The sequence below is a fragment of the Deinococcus sp. JMULE3 genome (genome assembly GCF_013337115.1).
Classification (GTDB): domain Bacteria; phylum Deinococcota; class Deinococci; order Deinococcales; family Deinococcaceae; genus Deinococcus.
On sequence record NZ_SGWE01000004.1, the window covers coordinates 3,225,039 to 3,247,131 of the forward strand.

19 protein-coding genes and 2 riboswitches are annotated in these 22,093 nt (G+C 71.3%); of the genes, 6 read left to right on the top strand and 13 right to left on the bottom strand.

All coding sequences use genetic code 11. From position 1 onward, the window contains the following. Positions 1–30: 30 nt before the first annotated feature. Genes EXW95_RS18645 through aroE form a run of 4 tightly spaced genes read right to left on the bottom strand, consistent with a single transcriptional unit; the run spans position 31 to position 5,870 of the window. The gene (locus tag EXW95_RS18645; RefSeq protein WP_174368735.1) at positions 31–429 is read right to left on the bottom strand and encodes an OsmC family protein; all 399 of its coding nucleotides are present in this window, start codon (positions 427–429) and stop codon (positions 31–33) included. A gap of 28 nt (positions 430–457) precedes the next feature. After that, positions 458–1,720, bottom strand: a complete 1,263-nt coding sequence (locus EXW95_RS18650) for a hybrid sensor histidine kinase/response regulator (protein WP_174368736.1) — start codon at positions 1,718–1,720, stop codon at positions 458–460. Next, complete coding sequence (locus EXW95_RS18655; RefSeq protein ID WP_174368737.1) at positions 1,717–5,025, bottom strand: CHASE domain-containing protein; 3,309 nt, start codon at positions 5,023–5,025, stop codon at positions 1,717–1,719. The genes EXW95_RS18650 and EXW95_RS18655 overlap by 4 nt, the downstream gene beginning before the upstream one ends. Then, complete coding sequence (gene aroE / locus EXW95_RS18660; protein ID WP_371810164.1) at positions 5,022–5,870, bottom strand: shikimate dehydrogenase; 849 nt, start codon at positions 5,868–5,870, stop codon at positions 5,022–5,024. Before aroE ends, EXW95_RS18655 begins: the two co-directional genes overlap by 4 nt. A gap of 76 nt (positions 5,871–5,946) precedes the next feature. Here aroE and EXW95_RS18665 point away from each other — a divergent pair, with 76 nt between their 5' ends. From EXW95_RS18665 to EXW95_RS18675, 3 genes are read left to right on the top strand one after another with little or no spacing between them, the layout of a single operon-like run. Then, complete coding sequence (locus tag EXW95_RS18665) at positions 5,947–6,312, top strand: phage holin family protein (RefSeq protein WP_174368738.1); 366 nt, start codon at positions 5,947–5,949, stop codon at positions 6,310–6,312. A gap of 5 nt (positions 6,313–6,317) precedes the next feature. Continuing rightward, positions 6,318–7,172 (top strand): pantoate--beta-alanine ligase, encoded by an 855-nt coding sequence (panC, locus tag EXW95_RS18670; RefSeq protein ID WP_371810191.1) that lies wholly within the window; start codon positions 6,318–6,320, stop codon positions 7,170–7,172. Beyond that, on the top strand, positions 7,169–8,245 hold the full coding sequence (locus tag EXW95_RS18675) for a type IV pilus twitching motility protein PilT (RefSeq protein WP_174368740.1): 1,077 nt from the start codon (positions 7,169–7,171) through the stop codon (positions 8,243–8,245). Before panC ends, EXW95_RS18675 begins: the two co-directional genes overlap by 4 nt. A gap of 206 nt (positions 8,246–8,451) precedes the next feature. Here EXW95_RS18675 and EXW95_RS18680 read toward each other — a convergent pair whose 3' ends face one another. The 4 genes from EXW95_RS18680 to EXW95_RS18695 form a co-directional block, all read right to left on the bottom strand. Beyond that, positions 8,452–8,970: a hypothetical protein gene (locus tag EXW95_RS18680; RefSeq protein ID WP_174368741.1), complete on the bottom strand. Its 519-nt coding sequence runs from the start codon at positions 8,968–8,970 to the stop codon at positions 8,452–8,454. A gap of 109 nt (positions 8,971–9,079) precedes the next feature. Next, positions 9,080–11,113, bottom strand: coding sequence for a beta-N-acetylhexosaminidase (locus EXW95_RS18685; RefSeq protein WP_174368742.1), 2,034 nt, complete (start codon positions 11,111–11,113; stop codon positions 9,080–9,082). 70 nt (positions 11,114–11,183) lie between these two features. Further along, positions 11,184–12,422: a sugar ABC transporter substrate-binding protein gene (locus EXW95_RS18690; RefSeq protein WP_174368743.1), complete on the bottom strand. Its 1,239-nt coding sequence runs from the start codon at positions 12,420–12,422 to the stop codon at positions 11,184–11,186. Positions 12,423–12,561: 139 nt separating this feature from the next. Next, positions 12,562–13,248, bottom strand: coding sequence for an N-acetylmannosamine-6-phosphate 2-epimerase (locus EXW95_RS18695; protein ID WP_371810165.1), 687 nt, complete (start codon positions 13,246–13,248; stop codon positions 12,562–12,564). Between the two features lie 87 nt (positions 13,249–13,335). On the opposite strand from EXW95_RS18695, the gene nagZ reads away from it, so the two are divergent. Further along, positions 13,336–14,814, top strand: a complete 1,479-nt coding sequence (nagZ, locus tag EXW95_RS18700) for a beta-N-acetylhexosaminidase (RefSeq protein WP_371810166.1) — start codon at positions 13,336–13,338, stop codon at positions 14,812–14,814. Between the two features lie 304 nt (positions 14,815–15,118). Here the strand turns inward: nagZ and EXW95_RS18705 are convergent, their stop codons facing one another. Together EXW95_RS18705 and EXW95_RS18710 are read right to left on the bottom strand one after the other, a co-directional pair. Next, a complete protein-coding gene (locus EXW95_RS18705; RefSeq protein ID WP_174368744.1) occupies positions 15,119–15,889 on the bottom strand; it encodes a glycoside hydrolase family 16 protein in 771 nt (256 codons plus the stop codon). A gap of 12 nt (positions 15,890–15,901) precedes the next feature. Next, positions 15,902–15,976, bottom strand: a riboswitch (cyclic di-GMP riboswitch). A 129-nt stretch (positions 15,977–16,105) separates the two neighbouring features. Then, positions 16,106–17,080 (bottom strand): glycoside hydrolase family 26 protein, encoded by a 975-nt coding sequence (locus EXW95_RS18710; RefSeq protein ID WP_174368745.1) that lies wholly within the window; start codon positions 17,078–17,080, stop codon positions 16,106–16,108. 191 nt (positions 17,081–17,271) lie between these two features. Further along, positions 17,272–17,358: riboswitch (cyclic di-GMP riboswitch) on the top strand. Between the two features lie 49 nt (positions 17,359–17,407). On the opposite strand from EXW95_RS18710, the gene EXW95_RS18715 reads away from it, so the two are divergent. Together EXW95_RS18715 and EXW95_RS18720 are read left to right on the top strand one after the other, a co-directional pair. After that, positions 17,408–18,625 carry a glycosyltransferase family 2 protein gene (locus EXW95_RS18715; RefSeq protein WP_371810167.1) on the top strand — a complete coding sequence of 406 codons (1,218 nt, stop codon included), beginning with the start codon at positions 17,408–17,410 and terminating at the stop codon, positions 18,623–18,625. After that, positions 18,625–19,209 (top strand): hypothetical protein, encoded by a 585-nt coding sequence (locus EXW95_RS18720; RefSeq protein ID WP_174368746.1) that lies wholly within the window; start codon positions 18,625–18,627, stop codon positions 19,207–19,209. Before EXW95_RS18715 ends, EXW95_RS18720 begins: the two co-directional genes overlap by 1 nt. Positions 19,210–19,377: 168 nt before the next feature. On the opposite strand, the gene EXW95_RS18725 is transcribed toward EXW95_RS18720, so the two are convergent. From EXW95_RS18725 to EXW95_RS18735, 3 genes are all read right to left on the bottom strand, one after another. Beyond that, complete coding sequence (locus tag EXW95_RS18725; RefSeq protein ID WP_174368747.1) at positions 19,378–20,244, bottom strand: DegV family protein; 867 nt, start codon at positions 20,242–20,244, stop codon at positions 19,378–19,380. Beyond that, positions 20,241–21,125, bottom strand: coding sequence for an NAD(P)-dependent oxidoreductase (locus EXW95_RS18730; RefSeq protein ID WP_174368748.1), 885 nt, complete (start codon positions 21,123–21,125; stop codon positions 20,241–20,243). Before EXW95_RS18730 ends, EXW95_RS18725 begins: the two co-directional genes overlap by 4 nt. An 84-nt stretch (positions 21,126–21,209) precedes the next feature. Continuing rightward, a complete protein-coding gene (locus EXW95_RS18735; RefSeq protein ID WP_174368749.1) occupies positions 21,210–22,037 on the bottom strand; it encodes an SDR family oxidoreductase in 828 nt (275 codons plus the stop codon). Between the last annotated feature and the right edge of the window lie 56 nt (positions 22,038–22,093).

Consider the following 22,093-nt stretch of genomic DNA (forward strand, 5'->3'; position numbering starts at 1 on the left):
CCGAAGCGGGTGCGCTGCTGTTGACGACCGTCATTCCACGCGGGTCTCGACCGTGATGTCGCTGTTCAGGCTCGCCGCGACCGAGCAGTACTTCTCGTGGCTGAGGTGCGCGGCCTTGTCCAGCGCCTCAATGGTGACGCCCTCGCCGCTGGCGATATGCCGCACCGTGATCGTCGTGTAGCGCTTCGGGTCGGTGTCGGCCCGCTCGCCCTCGACCTCGATGCGGTAGCTGCTCAGAGGCGTGCGGCGTTTTTTCATGATCTCGACGACGTCGTACGCGGTGCAGGTCGCCAGCGCGCCCAGCAGCGCCTCCATGGGCGACACGCCGACCTTCGTGGGGCTGTTGTCGATCAGGAGCTGGTGGCCGCTCTCGCTGACGCCCAGGTAACGCTGCTCGCCGAGCCAGGTGACGTTCAGGGTCTTCTTCATGTGTTCACGCTAGCGCGTCTTCATGTGTTCACGCTAGCGCGTCGCGCGGCCCGTCGGTGAACTCCTGTCCGGGCAGGTCGTCCACGGGCAGCGGTTCCCCGCTCAGGTCGTCCCCGGCGTCCTCCTCCAGTTCCGGCAGGCGCACCCGGAACGTCGCGCCGCCCCCCGGCGTGTCCACCACGTCGATCGTTCCGCCGTGCGCGGTGACGACCTGCTGCGCGATGGTCAGACCCAGCCCGGCCGACCCGGCCTCCTTGCCGCGGTAGAACTTGTCGAAGATGCGGGGTTTGACGGCGTCCGGCACGCCGGGGCCGCGGTCCACGACCCGCACCTCGATCTCGCCCGCGCGGGGTTCCATCTCCAGCCGCACCAACTGCGCGTTGCCCGTCACGCGGATGGCGTTCGTCACGAGATTCACGAACACCTGCGTCAGGCGGCCCGGATCGCCCACGATCTCGAAGTTGCCGTCCGGGGCCTGCACGCCATAGTCGCGGCCCACCTGCCGCAGCAGGTTCCCCAGGTTCGTGAAGTGCATCTCGATGCTCTGCACGAGCTCCCCACGCGACAGTTGCAGCAGGTCGTTCACGAGGCGCGTCATGTTCTCCGCGACGCGCTGCGCGTCCTGCAGCGTCTGACTGCCGCCCGCCTCGCGCTCGGCGCGGCGCAGGTACCCGTGCAGCGCCGTCAGCGGCGTGCGCAGCTCGTGACTGGTTTCCGCCAGGAACGTCTTCTGGAGGTTCAGGGCTTCCTCCAGCTGCCGGGCCTGGATCTCCAGACGCTGACTCTGCCGCTCGGCGGTGTTGCGCAGCCGCTCGACCTCCTCCAGGCGGGCGCGCAGGCGGTCGTTCAGTTCGCGGACCTCCCGCTCGGCCCGTTCCCGCTGCGTGCGGGACTCGACCTCGCCCAGCGCGCGGCGGATGCTGGACGGCAACCGCTCCAGGCGCTGCTTGAGGATGTAGTCCGTGACGCCCTCGCGCAGGGTGTCCACCGCCGTCTCCTCGCCCATCGCGCCGGTCACGATGATGAACGGCACGCGGGGCGCCCGTGCGTGTGCGGCCCGGAAGGCACTCAGGCCGTCGTAGCTGGGCAGCGCGAAATCACTGAGGATCAGGTGCGGGCGAACCTCGTCCAGCGCCCGCAGGAACTCCCGCTCGTCCTCCACCCGCGTGAACTCGACGCCCCAGGGCAGTTCCGTCTCGACGTGCATGGTGACGAGTTCATGATCGAGTTCGCTGTCCTCGAGGTGCAGCAGCCGCAGCGGTTCGCCGGGCGCGGGCAGGGCGTCGGTCATGCCGGGCCCTGCAGGGGCAGCGTGACGCTGAAGGTCGCGCCCTCGCCGGGGCGGCCCTCGGCGCTCACGCGCCCTCCGTGGCGGGTGACGATACGGCGGACGTTGGCGAGGCCGATGCCGATCCCCTCGAACTCCTCGGCGCGGTGCAGTCGTTGGAACACGCCGAACAGTTTATCCGCGTAGCGCGGATCGAACCCCAGCCCGTTGTCGCTGACGTTCACCGTCACTTCATGTTGCCCGCCCGTCACGCTGACCGTCACGCGGGCCTCATCGCGGCCCCGCGAGTACTTGATCGCGTTGCTCAGCAGGTTCGTGAACACCAGACTGAGCAGCGCCTCGTCCCCCTGCACGGTCGGCAGGGTGTCCGGCAGCGTCAGCGTCACCACGCGCCCGGCCCGGTCGGGTTCCAGCGCGTGCCAGCTCGACTCGATCACGCGCCGCAGGTCCACCGGCACCTGCCGCATCTCCTGACGGCCCATCCGCGAGAACGACAGCAGATCGTCGATCAGCTGACTCATGCGGCTGGCCGACTCCTTGATGACCGTCAGGTACCGCTGCCCCTTCGGACTGAGGTCCGCGCCCGTCTCCTTCGCGAGCAGGTCCCCAAACCCCACGATGTGCCGCAGCGGCGTCCGCAGGTCATGACTGACCGAGTAGCTGAACGCCTCCAGTTCCCGGTTCGCGTTCTCCAGTTCCAGCGTCCGCTGCTGCACCCGTTCCTCCAGGGACAGGTTCAGCGCCTGCAGGTCCGTCTGCGCCGCGAGCACCCGTTCCTGCAGGCGGTCGTTCGTCAGGGCCGACGCGAAACGCCCCGCGAGTTCCTGCGCCAGATCCTGATCACGCGCCGTGAGCGCCTGCCGGTACAGCAGCCCCAGCACCCCGACCAGCGCCCCACCCCGCCCGGTCAGCGGGTAGAACAGCGCCCCGGTGGCATTCACGCGGTGCAGCGCCGGGTCCGCGTCGATGAACACCGGGTCCTCGCTGGCGACCACCTGCTCGATCGCGCCGCCCGCCACCACCTGGAACGCCGCCGAGTGCCACGTTGCCGACGGGGACGACACCGCGACCAGCTGCGTGGGCTGCACCGTCCACAGCGCCCCGCTGTCCACGAACCGCCCGTCCAGCCGCGCCAGCGCCGCCCGGTAGCGGTCGTGCCGCAGGTGACTGGAATCGTCGCTGCGCGCCGAGAGCTGCTCGGACACGTCCGCCAGCAGCCGCGCGGTCTGCTCGGCGTACACCTGATCGTCCACGTCCGTGCTCGTCCCCACCCACTCCAGCACCTGCCCATCGGCGTCCAGGACCGGCAGGCCGCGCGTCACGAACGCCCGGTACTGCCCGTCCGCACGCAGCAGGCGGTGCTCTGCCTCGAATGGTCGCCCGGACGCCAGCGCCGCCTGCCAGCCCCGCAGGTAATCCGCGCGGTCCTCCGGGTGAATCAGACTGCCCAGGTTCTGCCCGGCCCGCGCCCCACCCACGAACTCCGCCCAGCGGCGGTTGGAGTACACCGGCGCGCCGCGCGGATCGGTCAGCCACACGATCTGCGGCATGCCCTCCAGCACCGCCCGGTACCGCTCCTCGTTCCGCTGCGCCCGCCGCTCGGCCAGCAGCCGGTCGTGGATGTCCGTCGCGGTCGTCACCCACGCCGACACCGACGGGGTGTCCGGGCCCGACGGGTCACGCACCGGATTCAGCCGCACCTGGAACCACCGCGCGCCCCGCGTGGTGTGCAGTTCCCACTCGCTGCTCGCGTCGCGGCCACTGGCGATCACCTGCTCACGCCACTGCGCGTACGCGACGCGTTCCTCCGGCCCCAGGTGCTCGGCGAGGTCCTGACCGCCCAGTTGCACCTGATGCGCCAGATTCCGGTAGCGCACGCGCCCGCTGCGGCCCGACAGCTGCACCACGCTGGGCAGCGCGTCCAGCACCGCGCGCGAGCGGCGTTCCTCGGCCTGCACCGCCTGCTCGGCCTGCACCCGCTCGCGGATGTCACGCACGACCTCCAGCAGGCCCAGCAGCGTGCCGTCCGGCGCGATCACCTCGCTGCGCTGCGCCTCCCCGGAGAAGACCGTCCCGTCGGCGCGCACGTAACTCGTCGAGAGCGGCTCGAAGCGGCTGCGGCCGTCCAGGCGGCGGTCCGCGTGAATCACGCCCAGCGGGCGGCCCTCCAGGTCCCCTCGGCCCAGCCAGTCCCGCAGCGCCCGGTTCACCATCCGCACGCGACCCTCGGCGTCCGTGAACACCGCCGCGTCCTGCATGGACTGGAAGATCGCCTCGAACTCCGCGCGGGCCGCCTCCTGCAGGGACCGGGCGTGCGCCAGCGACACGTTCAGCCGCTCGGCCCGCTCACGGGCGTCCACCTGCGCCTTCACGATCCGGAACGCGAAGCCCGCCAGCAGCAGCCCCAGCAGCGCGATCAGGTACGGCACGAACGCCGCGATATCCCGCCCGAAGCTGCTGCCCGCCGTGAACTCCAGCGTCCACACCTGCCCGATCAACGTGAACGACGTCCGTGTCGAGAACGCCCCGCCGGACGTTTCTGCCCCGCCGCTCAGCGGCTGCCCCGCCAGACTGACCCGCACCTTCAGGTTCCCCGGCGCGCCCTGGACCGTCGACAGGCTCTGTAGGAACGACGCGCCGTCCACCGCCGCATACAGGAATCCGCCCCGCCCGCTGCTGGCCTGCACCGGTAGCATGACCAGGAACCCCTGCATGGGTTGTCCCGCCGGGCCGCGCTGCACCAGTTGCACCTGCCCGGTCGCCTGGGCGCGCCCGGTCCTCAGGGCCTCGCGCATCGTGGCCCGCCGCACGGGTTCACTGTTCAGGTCGAAGCCCAGCGCCGCCAGGTTCTCCGGGGTGGGCGGCGCGATCCGCGTGATGATCACCCGCTCGTCCTGCACCGGCCCCCCGGCGCGCAGCGTCACGTCCGGGAACGTGTCCAGCCGCAGCTCCGAGAGCAGCCCTTCGGCGTCCCCGCGCGCCACTCGCTGACCGAACCCGACCGCCTGCACGCCGGGGTAGCGCTCGCCGAGCTGCAGCCCCGCCACGTACTGCGCGAAGCGAGTCTCGGCCGGGTCCGGCCCGACCGACTGCCAGCTGGCCCGCGCGGCCTCCAGCAGCCGCTCGTACACCAGCACCCGGTCCCGCAGCAGCTGCGTGTACGCCCCGGCCTCCCGCTCGAAACGGCCCCGCTGCTGCTCCTGCGCGAAGGAATGCACCGCGAACGCGACCAGCAGCGACAGCAGCACGATGACCAGCAGCACCACCACCGGCACCTGCCGCCCCCGCAGCGCCGCGAGCCGCGTCACGAGACCAGACCGTCCGCCAGCGCGTCACGGAACACGCCGGCCGGCACGTCCACGCCCGTCCACTCGCGGAACGCCAGCCGCGCCTGATGCGCCAGCATCCCCAGGCCATTGTGCGCACTCAGGCCAAGGGCACTCGCCTCGCGCATCAGGCGCGTCTCGGCCGGCTTGTACACCATGTCGTACACCAGCGCCCCCACCGGCACCCGCGCCAGGAACGCGGCGTCCAGCGGCGTGCCCTCCGGGTGGTTCAGGCCCGCGCTGCTGGCATTCACGACCAGCGCCGCCGACGACCACGGCACGTCCGGCGCGGACGCCGCCTGCACCTCTCCCCACCCGGCGAAATCCGCCGCGAGCGCCTGCGCCCGCTCCAGCGTGCGGTTCACGATCCACGCCCGGCCCCGCAGGTCCCGCAGCGCCACGAACGCCGCCGCGCGCGCCGCCCCGCCCGCCCCCAGAATCACGACGTCCGACCCGAGCGGCAGGTCCGGCAGGCCCGCGTCCCGCAGCGCCGCGAGCAGCCCCGGCGCGTCCGTGTTCTCCCCACGCAGCGACCCGTCCCGATGCGTGACGGTATTCACCGCCCCGATCGCCCGCGCCGCGTCACTCAGGGAATCCAGCAGCCCCAGCGCCGCTTCCTTGTGCGGCAGGCTGAGGTTCGCCCCCAGCACCCCCGCCGCCCGCAGGCCCGCGACAGCGTCCGGCAGCTCATCGGCGGGCACGCGCCGCGCCTCGTACGAACCGGACAGCCCGGCGTACGCGAATGCGGCCCGGTGCATACGAGGCGACAGCGAATGCGCCGCCGGGTCCGCGAACAGAAAGGCGCGCAGGGAAAGCGGGTCGGGCACGGTCACCCGCCCAGTCTACCCGCCTGCCCTCAGGGGCCGCGCCCGGAACGCCCGCAGCGTCCCGTATCCTGCAGGTATGGGATTCGTCCTCCGACTGCTGGTCAGCGCGCTGGCCCTGTACCTCCTGACCCGCGTGTACGCCGGGGTGAGCTTCGCGCCCGGCGCCGACCTGCTGAGCGTCCTGATCGCCGCGCTCGTCATGGGCATCGTGAACGCCCTGGTGCGCCCCGTGCTGCTGCTGCTGTCCCTGCCCGTGAACGTCCTCACGCTGGGGCTGTTCACGCTGGTCGTCAACGGCGTCGTGCTGTGGCTGGTGGCTGCCGCGACCGCCCTGAACGTCGCTGGCTTCGGCGCGGCCATCATCGGCGCGGTCGTGCTGGCCGTCATCTCCTGGGTGCTGGACGCCGCCGTGCGCGCCCTGGGCCTGGAGAAGGACCAGTGACCGCCGTGCTCCCCCACGTCCTGACCACCCCACACGACCTGCGCGCTGCGGTCCGTGGGCGCCGCGTGGCGTTCGTGCCCACCATGGGCTACCTGCACGACGGGCACGCCGCCCTGATCCGCGCCGCCCGCCACGAGGCAGGCCCCGGCGGACTGGTCGTCCTGAGCATCTTCGTGAACCCCATGCAGTTCGGCCCCACCGAGGACCTCAGCCGTTACCCGCGCGACCTGGACCGCGACCTGGGGATCGCCGCGCAGGCCGGCGCCGACCTGATCTTCCACCCGGACGTGAACACCATGTATCCGCAGGGCTACAGCACCAGCGTCACCGTGACCGGGGTCAGCGACGGCCTGGACGGCGCCGCCCGCCCCGGACACTTCACGGGCGTCGCCACGGTCGTCCTGAAACTCCTGAACCTCGTGCAGCCCGACGTCGCCCTGTTCGGCGAGAAGGACTGGCAGCAACTGGCCGTGATCCGCCGTATGGTCCGCGACCTGAACGTCCCCGTCAGCATCCAGGGTGTGCCCACCGTCCGCGCCGCGTCCGGACTGGCCCTCAGCAGCCGCAACACCTACCTGACCGCCGAGCAGCAGGACCGCGCGACCATCCTCTCCCGCGCCCTGCGCGCCGTTCAGGCCGCCTACGCCGCCGGCGAACGCCGCCCGGACGCACTGGAAGCCGCCGGGCACGCGGTCCTCACGCAGGAACCCGAACTGACCCTGGATTACCTCACGGTCGTCGGGGGGGATATGCAGACGCCGGAAATCATGGACAATGACCCCATGAATCGCGTCTTGGTGGCGGCCCGCCTCTTCGGGGTGCGCCTGATCGACAACATGCCCCTTCAGGAGACACTGTGACCCTCGACGAACTCCTGCGCGAGATGGTCGGCCGCCGCGCCAGCGACGTCCACCTCCAGGCGGGCAGCCCCCCCATGGGCCGCATCGACGGACAGCTCGTGCCGTTCGGCACGCAGCCCCTCATGCCGCCCGACACCATGCTGCTCGCCCAGTCCCTCATGAACGCCGACCAGTGGGACGACTTCACGTACCGCAACGAACTCGACCTCGCGTACAGCGTCTCCGGACTGGGCCGCTTCCGCTGCAACGTCTTCCGGCAGCGCGGCGCGGTCGGCATGGTCATGCGCATCGTCTCCGACGCCATCCCCGGCTTCGAGGCGCTGGGTCTCCCGGCGGACGTCATGCGCGGCCTGTCCGAACACGCCCGCGGCCTGATCCTCGTCACCGGCCCCACCGGCTCCGGCAAGAGCACCACCCTCGCCAGCCTGATCGACCACATCAACCGCGCGTACGCGTACAACATCATCACCATCGAGGACCCCATCGAGATCCTCCACAAGAACAAGAAGAGCATCGTCGTGCAGCGCGAGGTCGGCAGCGACACCCGCGACTTCCGCACCGCCCTGAAGTACGCCATGCGCCAGGACCCGGACGTCATCATGATCGGCGAGATGCGCGACAAGGAAACCGTCGAGGCCGCCCTGAGCGCCGCGCAGACCGGCCACCTCGTCGTCAGCACCCTGCACACCCAGGACGCCGTACGCAGCGTGAACCGCATCATCGACTTCTTCCCACCCTTCGAACGTGAACAGGTTCGCCTGCAACTCGCCGAATCGCTCGTCGGCATCATCAGCCAGCGCCTCCTGCGCCGCGCCGACGGCGTGGGCCGCGTCCTGGGCCTGGAAGTCCTGCTGAACACCCCCCTGATCCAGGAATACATCAAGGACGAGGACAAGACCCCCCTGATCAAGGACGCCCTGATCGAGGACAACATCCGCGGCATGCACACCTTCGACCAGCACCTCGTGCAGCTGTACCGCAACACCCTGATCACCATGGACGAGGCCCTGGCCGCCGCGACCAGCCCCCACGAACTGAAACTGATGGTCACCCGCAGCGGCTTCACGTTCTGACCCGCCTTTCCGCTGGGCGCGGCGCATTACCGTCTTCCGGGTGCGCCGCGCCCGCGTCCGGTGCCGGTTCATCGTACGGATTCCGTTTGTTTCGTGAACAACCCGGGACAGCACCGGGTTGCCAACTCCACGCCCGGAACCCGCCTTTCTCCCACTCGCGCCGCTCGGATTGAACGGCTTTGTCAGCCCTTCAATCGGAGTCCGGATCAGGCCAGTCCGCAGGCCCGCTGCACGAGCAGGTGCAGTTCGTCCCGGCCCAGGCGACGAACCTCGGGCGTCAGGTCGCCCGGCAGGTCGCTCAGGCCGGGTACGATCGGCACGAAGCGCAGTTCGGGGCGGCAGATCAGGTCGCGGGACGCGGTCAGCGCCAGCGTGAAATCCACCCGCAGTTCGAAGTGGGCGTTCAGTTCCGCCCGTAGCGGGTCCGGGTCGCCCGCCAGGAGGGCCACCAGGGCCGGGTGCGGCGCGAAGCCGTCCTCAAGGTGCCGGGCGGTGCGCGCCACGTCCAGAAAGATGCCGGCGCCGGGCAGCACGTACCCGCTCACGCGGCGGCGGCACAGGTCCGGCGCGTCGCCGCGCACCAGCGTCACCTGCCGTCCCGCGCGGGCTGCGCCGCCCAGCAGGGCCCACAGGCGCCCCAGGCTGGAGTAGCGCGCCAGTTCGACGTGCCCCGCCGGTTTCTGCGGGAGGGGCCGGGTCGGGCGATCCGAGGCGGGAGAGGACACGCCCGTATGCTACGGCGGACGCGACCGCCGCGGCTGAACGCGACCTGAATGAACTCCGGAGTGGGCCGCACCCAGGCCGACGCTGGGCGAGCCGGGTGCGGCGATGCGGTCAGTCGCCGAGGACCGTCAGGCCCAGCAGGGCGGGGTTGGCGTTGCCGCCCCCGCTGACCAGTGTCACGGAGCGGATGACCTGATCGGGCCTGAGATTCACCCATTCCAGGACGGGCACGGCGACGTTCAGGCCCTCGCCGGTCACGCCATTCCAGCCGGGGGCGGGGATCATGCTGGTGGGGGCGGTGTCCGTCCAGGCGCGGATGTGCCGCCCGTACTCCAGCGGTTGCGTGATCCGGCTGCCGTCTGCGTATTCGATCTCGTACTGGCCGACCTTCTCGCGGTTGGTGGCGGCGGGCCAGCCGGTCGCGTGCAGGAACGCCAGGGCGCGGGCCTTGCGGTTCAGGTCCACCGTGGCGCGGTCAGGGAGGGATTTGACGCTGGCGCGGCTGCCGCGCAGCATCACGGCCCCCCGGACGTCGAACAGGTATGCGCCCAGCCGCTGCACGCGGGGCTTCAGATTCCGCAGATCGATGTCCCGGCCCTTGCCGATCCAGCCGCTTCCGTCCTCATCTGCCAGGGCGCGCGTCACGACGGGGGAGAGGTCCACCGTCGCGCCCGCCTCGGCGCGGTACGGGGTGGGTTGATACAGGTCGCGGTAGCGCAGTTCAGCGTCCTTCACAGCGGGCGCGGCCGGATTCCAGAACGCGCCCGCCGCGCGCACGAACGGCGTGCCCTGGTCGGCGTTCCCGTCCCAGATGCTGGGGTTCCCGAAGTATCCGGTCCAGCGGGTCTGGATCATGCCATGCGCGCCGAGACTCGCGGCGGCCTGCGCGTGCCCTTCGGCGTTGCCCGGGTCGGACCAGCTGGCCCCGAAGGTCGGGAAGCCCAGCTTCTGGATGGTGCCCAGCATGCCGAAACTGTTCCCCGGCGCGTAGTTCCAGTACGCCACCTGCAGGTCCTTCGGGAGGCGGGCGGGCAGCGTGCCGATCACGGCGTCTGCGAAGGCGGTGTCGTGCCAGATCATGCTGTCCACGCCCAGTCCCTTGAGGTACCCGTGCAGCTTCACGACGTCGTTCACGAACAGCGTCTCGAACCCCAGCGCCTTGCCGTTCTCGCGTGCGGGGAAGCGGTCACGGTTACGGACCTCGTCGTGCCCCAGGTGAATCACCTTCGGCCCAAAGACCTCGACGGCCTCCTTCAGGATGGGCAGGATCACGCGGTCGTACGTGGCGGGGTTCAGCGTGTCGTACGCCCAGGGATTCTGGCTGTCCGGGTCCTGTTTCAGGTCCGCGTTCTTCCCGCCGTAGAACATCCACCCGGCGTGCGACAGCGTCTCGATCAGCGGGATGACCTCCAGGCCGTAGCTGCGGGCCAGGTCCGCCACGCGCCTCGCCTCGGCCTTGCTGGCCCCGCCGGGGTGCGCGAAACCCCCCGCCTTGGCCGTGTCCCACTGCACGTAGTTGCTCATGACGAGCACCGCGTTGAACTTCAGGGCGGCCAGCATGGGAATCAGGGCGTCGTTGACGCCCCTGCTGTACTGGTCGAGGTAGATCATCGCCACGCGCTGGCGCAGGGCGGGCGCGTCCGTGATGCGGGCGTAGCGCAGCCCGGCGGGCGTCAGGAGCTGCCGCAGGGTCTGCGCGCCCAGGTACGCGCCGCGCGCGTCCGCCCCGACCACGTACGCCCCGCCGTCGTCCACCCACAGCGCGTACGCTTCCGCGCCGCCCGGCGTCAGGCCCGCCGCCTTCGCGCGGGCGGCCAGATCGGCGTCGGCCAGCGTGCCGATCACGACGCCCTTCCCGCCCGCCGGGGCGTCGGCCAGTGTCAGGCCCAGCCGCGTCTTCCACTCGGCGCGCAGGTCCCGCGCGGCCCACCCCAGCTCCGGCGCCGTGCCCACCACGCGCACACCCAGCCCGCTCAGGGGCAGCGTGCCGTTCGGGAAGGTCGCCGCCTTCGGCTGCGGCACCAGCGAGGCGAACGGCGTCTGCACGCGCGCCTCGGCGGCCGGGGTGAGGGTCACGGGCGTCGCCGCCGCGCCCAGGCTCAGGCTGATCAACAGAGGCCACAGGCCCCAGATTCGCTGCTTCATGTGTCCTCCGAAAGGGCAGGGAGGCGGGCGCCACCTGACCGCGCGCCGCCTCCAGCTCCCTGCACCCCGGTTACAGGCTGGCGTTCCAGGCCTTCACGATGTCGTCCAGCGCCTGCTTGGCGCTCTTCTGACCGGCCATCGCGGCCTCCACGTTGTCCTTGAAGACCTTGTTCAGCTTGCTGGCGTCCGGGTACACCAGCGTCAGGTCCTTGGCGCGCTTGAGTTCCGTGGACGCCACGAGGCGGCCCTGGCTGACGGCGTCCGATCCGCCCTGCTTGAAGAACTTGTCCCCGCTGGCCTTCACGGTGCTGGGGAAGGTCGTCTTCGTGACCTTGCTGAACTGCAGCTGGTTCACGTCGTTCGTGAGGAACAGCGCGAGCTTCTGCGCCAGCGCCTTGTCCCGCACACCCTTGGGCACCATGAAGCCCATCAGGCCGGTGTGGATGACGTTCCCGGCGATGTTGATCGGGTACGGCGCCACGCGCGTCTGATCGAAGATCGCCTTGTTGTCGTTCTGCACGCGCAGGATGAACTGCGGGCCCGTGATCAGCATGCCCAGCTTCCCGGCCGAGTACAGCTCGGTCGCGGCCGTGAACCCGCGGCGCATGGTGTCCTCGGGGATGTAGCCCTTCTTGTACAGGTCCACGTACGTCTGCAGCACCTTGACGTGCTCGGGGCTGTTGAACACGGCCCGGCTGCCGCTCTTGTCCAGGATGGGCAGGCCCGCCTCCTGGAACACGTACAGCATGCTGATCCCGTTGATGTTCGGCATGAAGCCATACATGCCGGTCCTGTCCTTGATCTGCTTCGCTGCGGCGATCAGCGTCTGGATGGTGCGCGGCGGGTTGGCGGGGTCCAGGCCCGCCTTGCGGAAGATCTCGGTGTTGTACGCCACGACCTTCGGCGCCCAGTACCACGGCACGCCCATGACCTTCCCGTCGTACGTGAAGGTGTTCAGCGGGCTGGCGAAGTACAGCTTCTTCTGCGCGGCACTCAGGTCCAGCGCCTCCAGCGCGCCCTGCTGCACCAGCTTGACGGTCATGTCGCTGCTGAGGTTCACGGCGGCCGGCGGGCGACCGGCGGCGACCGACGCGAGCAGCTTCTGCTCCATGGCGGTGGCGGGCACGTCCACCCACTTGAGTTCCACGGTGGGGTTTTCCTTCTCGAACTGCGCGACCAGGCGGTTCATCTCGTCGTTGAACAGCGGCGCGAGGCTGATCGTCCAGAATTCCAGCTGGGTCTTCTGCGCGGAGGCGGTCCCGCCGAGCATCGCGGCGGTGATCAGGGTGGTGAGGGCGCGGTATTTCATGCTTGAACTCCTGGGGTGCGGCGCGCCGGGCGGCGCTGGGTGGACTCCGGCGGGGGAACTTGAGAAGGATGTGCGCCGAATGTAGCGGTTTTCCGCACCTACCGTCTGAGAACCTGAGCGTGCCCCTCTCACCGGACCGTCAGCTTGACCGGCTGCCCGCCATCCCGAGCGCCTGCGCGAACCAGCGGGTCACGTGATCCGGGCGGGTGATCGCGCTGCCCACCACCACCGCGTGCGCGCCGGTCCCCAGGGCCTGCGCGGCCAGTTCCGGCGTGTTCAGGCGCCCCTCCGCGATGAACGGCAGCCCCCCGGCTGCCAGGGCGCGCATCAGCTCGACATCCGGCCCGGCCTGCTGCGGGCTGTGCGGCGTGTACCCGCTCATGGTGGTTCCCACGATGTCCGCACCCGCCGCGTACGCCGCCTGCGCTTCCGCCAGCGTGCTGATGTCCGCCATCGCCAGCGCCCCGCAGGCGTGCGCCTCGCCGATCAGGTCCGCCACCGGGTACGGGCGGGGGAGGTCCGTTCCGTCGAACGCCACGATGTCCGCGCCGGCCTGGGCCACCGCGCGCACCTCTGCCGGGGTGGCCGTGATGTACACCGGCGAGCCCGGCTGCGCCTGCTTGGTCAACCCGATCAGTGGCACGTCCGTCAGTGCCCGCACCGCCCGGATGTCCTCCGGACTGCGCAGCCGCAGGCCCCGGGCGCCGCCCAGCAGCGCCGCGCGGCTCATGGCCGCGATGATGCCCGTGTCCCGCATGGGGCTGCCGTCGTCCGCCTGGACACTCACGATCAATGCGCCCCGCAGGCGCCGTAGCACGTCACTCACGCCGCCCAGGGTAGCGGACCGGCGCGGCGAACTGGTGCGCGCCACCTCCGCGCGCGTCCGGGCAGGCGCTGGCGTAGGCTGGGCGGCGTGAGCCCAACCCCGAACGGCCCCCTGTCCAGCGGCGCGCTGGTGATGGTGGACATCCCCGGCCCCACCCTGGACGACGACACCGCCGCGTACCTGCGCCGCCACGGCATCCGCAGCGTGTGCCTGTTCCGCAAGAACGTGGAGTCCGAGGCGCAACTGTCGGCGCTGTGCGCCGACCTGCGGGCCGTGATGGGCGAGCACGCCCTGATCGCCCTGGACCACGAGGGCGGCGCGATCCTGCGCCCCACCTTCTGGCCGCATGCCCCCAGCGCCATGAGTCAGGGGGCCGCGGGCGACGAGACGCTCACGGCGGACGTGAATGCCGCCCTGGCACGGCAGCTGCGCCGCGTGGGCATCAACTGGAACTTCGCGCCCGTGCTGGACGTGAACGTGAACCCCGCCAACCCCGTGATCGGCGAGCGGGCCTTCGGCGCCGACGTGGAACTGGTCACCCGCATGGGCCGCGCGGCGCTGTCCGGGCACGACCGGGCGGGCGTCGCCGCGTGCGTCAAACATTTCCCCGGCCACGGGGACACCAGCCTGGACAGCCACCTTGCGCTGCCCCGCGTGGACAAACCCAGGAACGAACTGGAGGCCGGGGAGTTCGCACCGTTCCGCGACCTGCTGCCCGTCACGCCCGCCGTGATGACCGCGCACATCATCTACCCGGCGCTGGACCCCGCGCGGCCCGCCACACTGTCCCGCGCGGTGCTGACCGGCCTGCTGCGCGAGGCGTGGGCCTATGACGGGGTGATCGTCACGGACTCCATGGGCATGAAGGCCATCGACGACCACTACGGGCGCGGCGAGGCCGGGGTGATGGCCCTCCAGGCAGGCGCGGACCTGGTCATGGCCCTCGGCCGCCGCGAGGCGCAGGAGGCCACCCTGGACGCCATCCAGGCCGCCCTCGACAGCGGCACGCTGGACGCCACGCAGATGCAGGCCAGCGTGCGCCGACTGGAGACCCTGGCCGCCCGCTACCCCGCGCAGGCCGACGACACCCTGGACCCGCAGGCGGACGCGGCGCTGCTGGAGGGCGCCTGGGCACGCGGCCTGAGCGCCTACCGCGACCCGGTCGCCCCGCCCCCCGGTTCACGCGTCCTGCTGGTCGCGCAGGCGAAAGTTCCCCGCGAGAACGTCAGCGAGGCCAGCGTGGACGCCCAGACCCTCGCCGATGACCTGCGCGGCGTGTACGACGTGCAGCTGCACGCTTTCGACGACCCGGCTGAACTCGACTGGGACGCCCTGCGTGCCCACGGCCTCCCGGTGATCCTCGCCACCACCGCCCGCCACCGGCACGCCGCGCTGCGCGGCGTCCGCCCGGACCTGCACCTCGCGCTGTACAACCCCTACGCCGCGCTGGACGTGAACGCCCCCGCGCTGGTCACGTACGGCTTCCAGCCCGAAGCGCGCCGCGCCGCGCTGCGCTGGCTCGGCGGCGACCTCGCGGCGGCCGGCACGCTGCCCTTCCCGGCCTGACCCGACTGGGCAGGAGGGGGCTGCCTCCGGGCGGCCACAGGTCGGGGTCGAAAATGCATGCCACATGCGGCGGCCCCACCCAGGTCAGGGTGGGGCCGCGCAGGAGCACCAGTCATACGGGATGAAATTGACTTGCTTCCAACGTGATTGCCTTCCGTTGTCCCCTCTCCCCCTGTGGGAGAGGGAGGGAGGAGCGAAGCGACGGAAGGGTGAGGGGGCCACCGGGCGACTCCGAATGTTTTGGAATCACTTGAATCCCGTATCAGATCGGTTCATTCACTGAACGTCTCCTGGCGCGGGCAGGTCAGAACGCCTCGAAACGGATTTCGTCCACCAGCATGTGCACGGTGCCGGTCGTGGCGGTGCCGCCCCACGCGGCGCTGTTGGTGGGCCAGACGTTCAGCATGATGTGTGCGGCCTGCTGCGGGACGTTCTGCGTGGTCTCCCAGACTTTCGTGCCGTTCAGGAAGTACGTGACGCGGTCGGGGCGCCACTCGTACGTCAGGGTCTGGAAGCTCTGCCCGAAGGTGACGCCGGTGGGCAGCACGCTGTAGCTCTTGTTGTTCACGGTGTTCCACACGGCGGCGTTCAGGGTCCTAGGGCGGTTCCCCTCGATTTCCAGGTCGATCTCGGTGGCGCTGTCGTTCACGTAGCTGAACGCGCCGCTGATGTTCCCGCTCTGGACCTTGCCGCTGCGGGAGGGGTTGGCGCTGGTGCTGGCGGCGCGGAAGCGGTAGGTGTACCGCCCGAAGCCGAAGGTCTGGGCGCTCTGGATCTCGGCGGCGCGGGCGCACAGGCCGGTCGCGCAGGCCTGCACGTTCAGGGTGAGCAGCAGGTGGCCGCCCTTCACGCTGGCCAGGGACGGGTCGAACCCGCCGGTCAGGCCGGGCGCCTGCCAGAAGCCGGGCCAGCTGGAGCGGATCCAGCGGGCGCTGTCCAGCGTGTCGAAGGTTTCGGTCCAGGTGGCGGCGGCGGGGCGCAGGGTGGTTGCGGTGGCCTGCGGGGTGGACAGGTCGTTGCACGCGGTGAGCCACAGGCCCAGCAGGGCGGCGGCGGCGGTTCGGTGGATGGTCATGTGGCGTCTCCCTCTGGTGGCCCGGCTGACCCTGGGGGTTCCGTGGCTTTGCGTCCCCGCCTCGCGGCGGGTTTGCCCTGAGCATCGGGATGCTCGACTGCGCTGTGAGTGTCTCCTGCCGTCTCCTTCAAACCTCTTACATGAATGCCGGTCCGGGCTGCGCAGGACGGCATTCCACCCATCCGGGGGTACGCCGCCGGGGCGGTCGGGGGCTCCTCAGCGGCGCGTGCGGACGCAGCGGCGGAACGCGTCCAGGGACGCCTCGCTGGTCGTGATGCGCCAGTCCACCCGGCCGTCTTTCAGGTGGAACCAGAACGCCCGGCGGATCTGCCCGAAACCCGGCAGGGCCGCACACATGTCCCGGATCCACGCGGCCTTGCTGCCGCCCTGCTCCACGCTGGCCAGTTCGCCCAGCTGCACGGGCTTGTCGCCCGCCACGAGCTTCAGTTGCCGGTACGACGCGGCGAAGGTGTCGCGGAAACTCAGCCAGCGGTTCCAGGGGTTGGTGGTGCCCCAGTTGTACCCGTCCAGGCCGACCTCGTGCACCCACTCGCCGCCCGGGTACAGCGCCCGGTAGGAGCTGGGCATGCCGGGGTACAGGATGTTCGGTGTCCACACCCAGCGCACCGGGGCCTTCTCGGCCCGGAACACGTTCACGATCCGCCGCCACGCCCGTACGAAATCGGCGGGGGTGTTGCTGCGGGTCAGCTGGTACGTGCCCCAGTTGCCGTTCATCTCCGGGGCGAAGGTCACGCGGACCGTCACGCCGCCCCGCCGGAGGTCGCGCGCGAACTGCCGCAGGTACGCGTCGTGCCGTCCGGCGGCAATGTCGCGGTACGGCACGCCCCGCACGCCGGACGCGGCGCGCACGCGGGGCTGCCAGGACAGTTCCAGTTCGCGGCCCTGAGCACTCAGGGTGCGGGCGTACGCCTGGTTGAACGGTGTGTTCCAGTCCTGGAACCAGCGGACCGCACCGAAGCGGCAGCCCAGTTTGCGTTCCAGGGCGTCCAGTACGGCGGGGCTGTCCACCGTCAGCCCGAACACCCCGCAGGAGGGCAGGGGCGCGGCGTGGGCGGTCGGCAGGCCGGTCAGGCCGCACAGGGCCGCTGTCAGAATCCACTCATGAAGGGCGCGTGTGCGGCGGGGTGCGCGGCGGGCCGATTGATGGGAAGGCGGGGTGACGGCAGGCATGCAAGGCGCATGATGGCAGCGTTCTGGACGGGCTGCACCGATGCCCCCGACTGGCCCCCCGCTGACTGTAGGTCGGCTTAACATTGAACCAGTACGCCCCAAACGCCGCGTTCATGGCCCGTCAGTAACGGGCGATTAACGTGTGATGCGTAGGGTATGGCCGAGGGTCCCCGGACCCCGACCCACCCCACACAATGCCGGGAGGCAACGATACTCGTCTTCGAATCGGTCACCTCATGAGACGAGTGGAGCCAGTGGTGAGACCGCCCCGAGGGAGGCCTCACCATGTCTATTGCTGTTTCTTTGCCATCCACCACGCTGGGATGGGTGCTGCTCATCATCGTCACCCTGCTGCTCCTCAAGGCCGTCCTGACGGTCACGCTGGCGTTCGCACACGCCCGCACCGCCGCCCGCCGACGCGCCCGCGCCCACGGCACCCCGCTGCCCGGCGTGAGCGTCATGATCGCCGCGTACAACGAGGAGGTCGGCATCGCCGACACCCTGCGCTCCGTGCTGGCCCAGCAGGGCCCCGCATTGCAGGTGCTCGTCGTGGACGACGGCTCGACCGACGCCACCGCCGCCATTGCCGAGGACTTCGCCCGCAGCGACCCGCGCGTCACGGTGCTGCGCAAACCCAACGGCGGAAAGGCCAGCGCCCTGAACCTCGCCGCGGACCACCTGACCTACCCGGTCGCGGTCAGCGTGGACGCCGACTCCGCACTGGCGCCCGGCACGCTGGCGGCCCTGGCCCGGCACTTCCACGACCCACGCGTGGGCGCGGTCGCCGGGGACGTGCGCGTCGCCGGGCCGGTCACGTCCCTGACGCAGATGCAGAACCTGGAATACAGCGTCGGCCAGCAGATGGAAAAGCGCGCGCAGGACATGCTCGGCGCCGTCAGTGTCGTGCCCGGCGCCGCCGGGGCGTTCCGCAGCGACCTGATCCGCCGCCTGCGCTACAGCCACGACACCATCACCGAGGACATGGACCTGACCGTCGCCATCGCCGCCGAAGGTTACGAGGTGCGCTTCGAACCCGGCGCCCTGAGCTACACCGAACCGCCCGTGGACCTGCGCAGCCTGTGGCGCCAGCGGATGCGCTGGATGTACGGCACCTTCCAGGTCATGGGCAAGTACCGCCACCTGATCATGAACCCCAGGGGCGGCCGCCTGGGCTGGCTGACCCTGCCGTACGTGCTGGTCTACGGCCTGACCCTGGGCGGCGCGGGGCCCATCTTCGACCTCGCCGCGCTGGCCCTGCTGACGCAGCACATGAACGACGCGCTGCTGCCCCTGCTGCTGAACGTCGGCGCGGACGTCGCCGTGGCCGCCGCCGCCCTGCTGCTGGGCCGCCAGTCCCTGCGGCCCCTGCTGATTACCCCCACCCAGCGGCTGTTCCTGCGGCCCTTCGTGTCGCTGGTCGTCGTCATGACCTGCGTGACGTTCCTGCGCCGCCGGAACGTCCAGTGGAACAAACTGCCCCGCGTGGGCCTGCGCCTGCCCGGCGCCGCCCCCACCCGCGAGCCCCTGCCGCAGGCGGGCGACTGATGAACGGCCCGGACCGCCCACGGCCCGCCCGCCGGACCGCGCTGCTCTGCGCCGGACTGGCCGCCGCCCTGAGCGTACTGGCCGCCGCCGGGGCCGCCATGCCCAGCCCGGCACCGTCAAACCAGACAGCGTCCAGTGGCGCGGCCGCCACTGCCCCCGCCACCGGGGGTGTGCTGGCCACCCGCACCGTCACCCGCGACGCCCGCACACCCGGCGGCGAGATCGCCGGGCAGGTCAGTGTCACCGTGCAGCTCGTCCGTGACGGGGCGGAGGTCCAGGCCCGCGCGACCTTCCAGTCCACCCTGCCCGGCCCGGCCGTCGCCACCGGCACGCTGCGCCTGCTGGACGGGCGCGGCAGCGAGGTCGCCCGCAGCAACCCGCGCCAGACGGCCACCCTGGACCCCGGCAGCACCCCGGTCCTCGTGACGCCCCGCAGTCCCCTGGCGGACCACGCCGGGGCCGCGTGCGTGGACGCCACCCTGAACGTCTGGAGCGGCCCGCAGGCTCCGGGCACAGACGCGCGACTGCGCAGCGGCCCGGCGCTGGAACCCACCGTGTTCACCGTGCAGGTCTGCCACGCCTGAACGCGCCCCGGCGCGGCCGGATGACCGGGGTTGACCCCTCACCCTGCCGTTGCTTCTCTCCACAGCTCTGCGGGTCCGATGCAGGGAGAGGGGACAACGGAACGCGCTCATGTCGGAGGCAGGTCACGGTCATCCCGTTTGTCAGCGCAGGGCATCGCCGCCGGGAGGTCAGCGGTCCCAGGGCCACGCGCCGGGCGCGGCGGCCAGTCCCAGGGCGCGCGGGCCGACGTGGACACTCAGGACCGGGTTCACGCCGGTCCGGTCGGACCACACGATGGGGTGGCGCGCCGCGAGCTGCGTCAGGGCCGTGTCGGCGTCCTCGGGGTGATCGCCGTACAGCAGGCCCACGCGCAGCGGGGTGCCCTCGCCGAAGCGGCGGGTGACCTGCTCGGTCAGCGCCTGGATCGCGCCGCGGTACGAGCGGGCCCGCGCGGCGTTCGTGTACGTCCCGGCCGCCTTGTCCACCGTCACGACGGGTTTGAGGTTCAGCAGGCCGCCCACGGCCGCCTGCACGCGCCCGATCCGGCCGCCGCGGCGCAGGTACTCCAGGGTCTCGATGGTGAAGTACAGTTCCGTCTCGGCGTGCACGGCGCGCAGCCACTCGCGGGCCTCCGCGAGGCTCAGACCGCGCTGCGCGGCGGTGACGGCTGCGTGGACCTGGAACGCCTGCGCGGCACTGATGGTGCCGCTGTCGTGCAGCGTCACCTGCGGCCCACCCTGCTCCAGGAGTTGCCGGGCCTGATCGGCGGAGTTGTGGCTGCCGCTCAGGGCGGCGCTGGTGGTCACGGCCAGCACCTCGGGCGTACCGGGGGCCTGCATGGCGGTCATCCAGTCCTGCGGGGTGGGCTGGGCGCTGGTGGGGTGCACGGGGTTGGTCTGCAGTTCGCGGTACAGTTCCTCGCGGGTGATCTCGGTCATGCGGTAGGTGGTGCTGCCGAAGTTCACGGCGAACGGCGCGACCGGCACCTCACCATGCAGGGTGGGGTAGACGTCGAGGCCGCCGTCAGTGACGACGCCGAAGCGGGGGGTGGTCATCGGATCTCCTGGGCGTTCATCGCCTCGATCAGTTTCAGGGCGGCGGTGTGGTCCTCGGCGGGGCCGACGGCGTGCTGCGCGGCGCGCAGAAGGGCGGCGACCTGCGCGAGCACTGGGGCGCTGCCCTGCACGCCCTGCGTGAGGTCTACGGCGATCCCGGCGTCCTTGGCGAGCAGGCCCAGCGCGAACGTGGCGGGGAACTCGCGGGTCAGGACGCGCTGCGGGATCAGGTTCTCGCTGGCGTTGCTGCGGCCGCTGCTGGCGTTGATGACGTCCAGCGCCGCGCCCAGGTTCACGCCGGCGCGGCCCAGCACGGCCAGGCCCTCACCGGTCGCCCAGAGGGTCACGCCCAGCAGGGCGTTGTTCACGGCCTTCACCGCGAAGCCCGCTCCGGTCCCGCCGACGTGCACGACCTTGCCCGCGAAGGCGAGGTGGGGCCGCACGGTGTCCAGCGCGGCGGCGTCCCCGCCCACCATGACGGTCAGGCGGCCCTGCTGCGCGCCGATCGTGCCGCCGCTGACCGGGGCGTCCAGGAAGGTGACGCCGTGCGCGGCCAGTTCGGCGGCCTGCCGGGTGGCGGCGTCCGGGTGGCCGCTCGTGCAGTCCACCCAGGTCGCGCCGGGGCGCAGGTGGGGGCGCATCTGGTGCATGACCTCGTCCACCTCGGCGCTGGTGGGTAGGCAGGTGAAGATCACGTCGGCCGCCGCGGCCTCGGCCAGGGTGGCGGGGTGCGTGCCGTGCGTGTCGGCGTGTGCCTGGGCCCTGGCGGGGGTGCGGTTCCAGACCAGGACGCGGTGCCCGTGCGCGCGGGCGTGCGTGGCGAGGTGCGCGGCCATCGGGTCGCCCATGGCGCCCAGGCCAAGGAAGGCAAGAGTGGTCATCAGGGGTTCAGCGTAGTGGGGTCGGAGGCGCCGCCCCCGCAAAACTGAACCCGGTGCAAAATTCCGGGAGGTCAGCCCGGGGGGTCAGCGCAGGTGCGCGTTCACCGCCCCCTCGCTCAGTTCCCACAGGCGCAGGGCCGCGCCGTCGTCACGTGCCTGCGGAGCGGGTGTCGTCTCACGCGAGTCGCTGAAGTACCGGCCGGTCACGTTCACCGGGTCCGCCGCGAGGTGAATGGTCGTCTGCGCGCCCTGCTCCGGCGTGATCGCGAAGCGGTCCACGATGCGGTACGCGCGGCTGACCCACCCGCCGTTGTTGTGCGCGAAGCCCGTGGCGACCATGCCCGGGTGCAGGCTGTTGCTCTGAATGCCCGGCTCGCGCCGCGCGAGTTCCCGCGCGAACAGGATGTTCGCCAGTTTGCTCTGCGAGTACGCCGCCCACCCGCCGTAGCCGCGGCGGAATTCCAGGTCGTCCAGGCGCAGGCGGCCCATGATGTGCGCGGCGGACGCGACCGTCACGACCCTGGGGGCGCTCCCGGCGCGCAGCAGTGGCAGCAGTTCGCGGGTCAGCAGGAACGGCGAGAGGTGGTTCAGCGCCCAGGTCTGCTCGGTGCCCTCGCGCGTCTCCTGCCGGGAGGTGAAGAACGCCCCGGCGTTGTTGATCAGGACGTCCAGGCCCCCCCCGCGCGCCGTGAACTCCTGCGCGGCCCGGCGGACCTGCGACAGTTCGCTCAGGTCGGCCAGCAGGGTCGCCTGCGCGCCGATGTCGCGGGCGACCTGCGCGGTCTTGTCCGGGTTGCGGCCCACGATGGTCACGTGCGCGCCGCGCGTCACGAGTTCACGGGCGGTGATCAGGCCGATGCCGCCGGTCGCGCCGGTGATCAGGACGCGGCGGCCTTCCATGCTGGTCGTCATGCGCCCAGGATAGAGGCTGCGCCACGACCGCGACGGCGAGCCCGGCGACAGAAGCG

Excerpts from the sequence above, each read along its gene's own strand:
- EXW95_RS18735 (WP_174368749.1), bottom strand. The coding sequence starts at position 22,037 with ATGACGACCAGCATGGAAGGCCGCCGCGTCCTGATCACCGGCGCGACC.
- EXW95_RS18705 (WP_174368744.1), bottom strand. The coding sequence starts at position 15,889 with ATGACCATCCACCGAACCGCCGCCGCCGCCCTGCTGGGCCTGTGGCTC.
- EXW95_RS18650 (WP_174368736.1), bottom strand. The coding sequence starts at position 1,720 with ATGACCGACGCCCTGCCCGCGCCCGGCGAACCGCTGCGGCTGCTGCAC.
- EXW95_RS18645 (WP_174368735.1), bottom strand. The coding sequence starts at position 429 with ATGAAGAAGACCCTGAACGTCACCTGGCTCGGCGAGCAGCGTTACCTG.
- EXW95_RS18710 (WP_174368745.1), bottom strand. The coding sequence starts at position 17,080 with ATGCCTGCCGTCACCCCGCCTTCCCATCAATCGGCCCGCCGCGCACCC.
- EXW95_RS18685 (WP_174368742.1), bottom strand. The coding sequence starts at position 11,113 with ATGAAGCAGCGAATCTGGGGCCTGTGGCCTCTGTTGATCAGCCTGAGC.
- EXW95_RS18665 (WP_174368738.1), top strand. The coding sequence starts at position 5,947 with ATGGGATTCGTCCTCCGACTGCTGGTCAGCGCGCTGGCCCTGTACCTC.
- EXW95_RS18720 (WP_174368746.1), top strand. The coding sequence starts at position 18,625 with ATGAACGGCCCGGACCGCCCACGGCCCGCCCGCCGGACCGCGCTGCTC.
- EXW95_RS18690 (WP_174368743.1), bottom strand. The coding sequence starts at position 12,422 with ATGAAATACCGCGCCCTCACCACCCTGATCACCGCCGCGATGCTCGGC.
- EXW95_RS18725 (WP_174368747.1), bottom strand. The coding sequence starts at position 20,244 with ATGACCACCCCCCGCTTCGGCGTCGTCACTGACGGCGGCCTCGACGTC.
- EXW95_RS18730 (WP_174368748.1), bottom strand. The coding sequence starts at position 21,125 with ATGACCACTCTTGCCTTCCTTGGCCTGGGCGCCATGGGCGACCCGATG.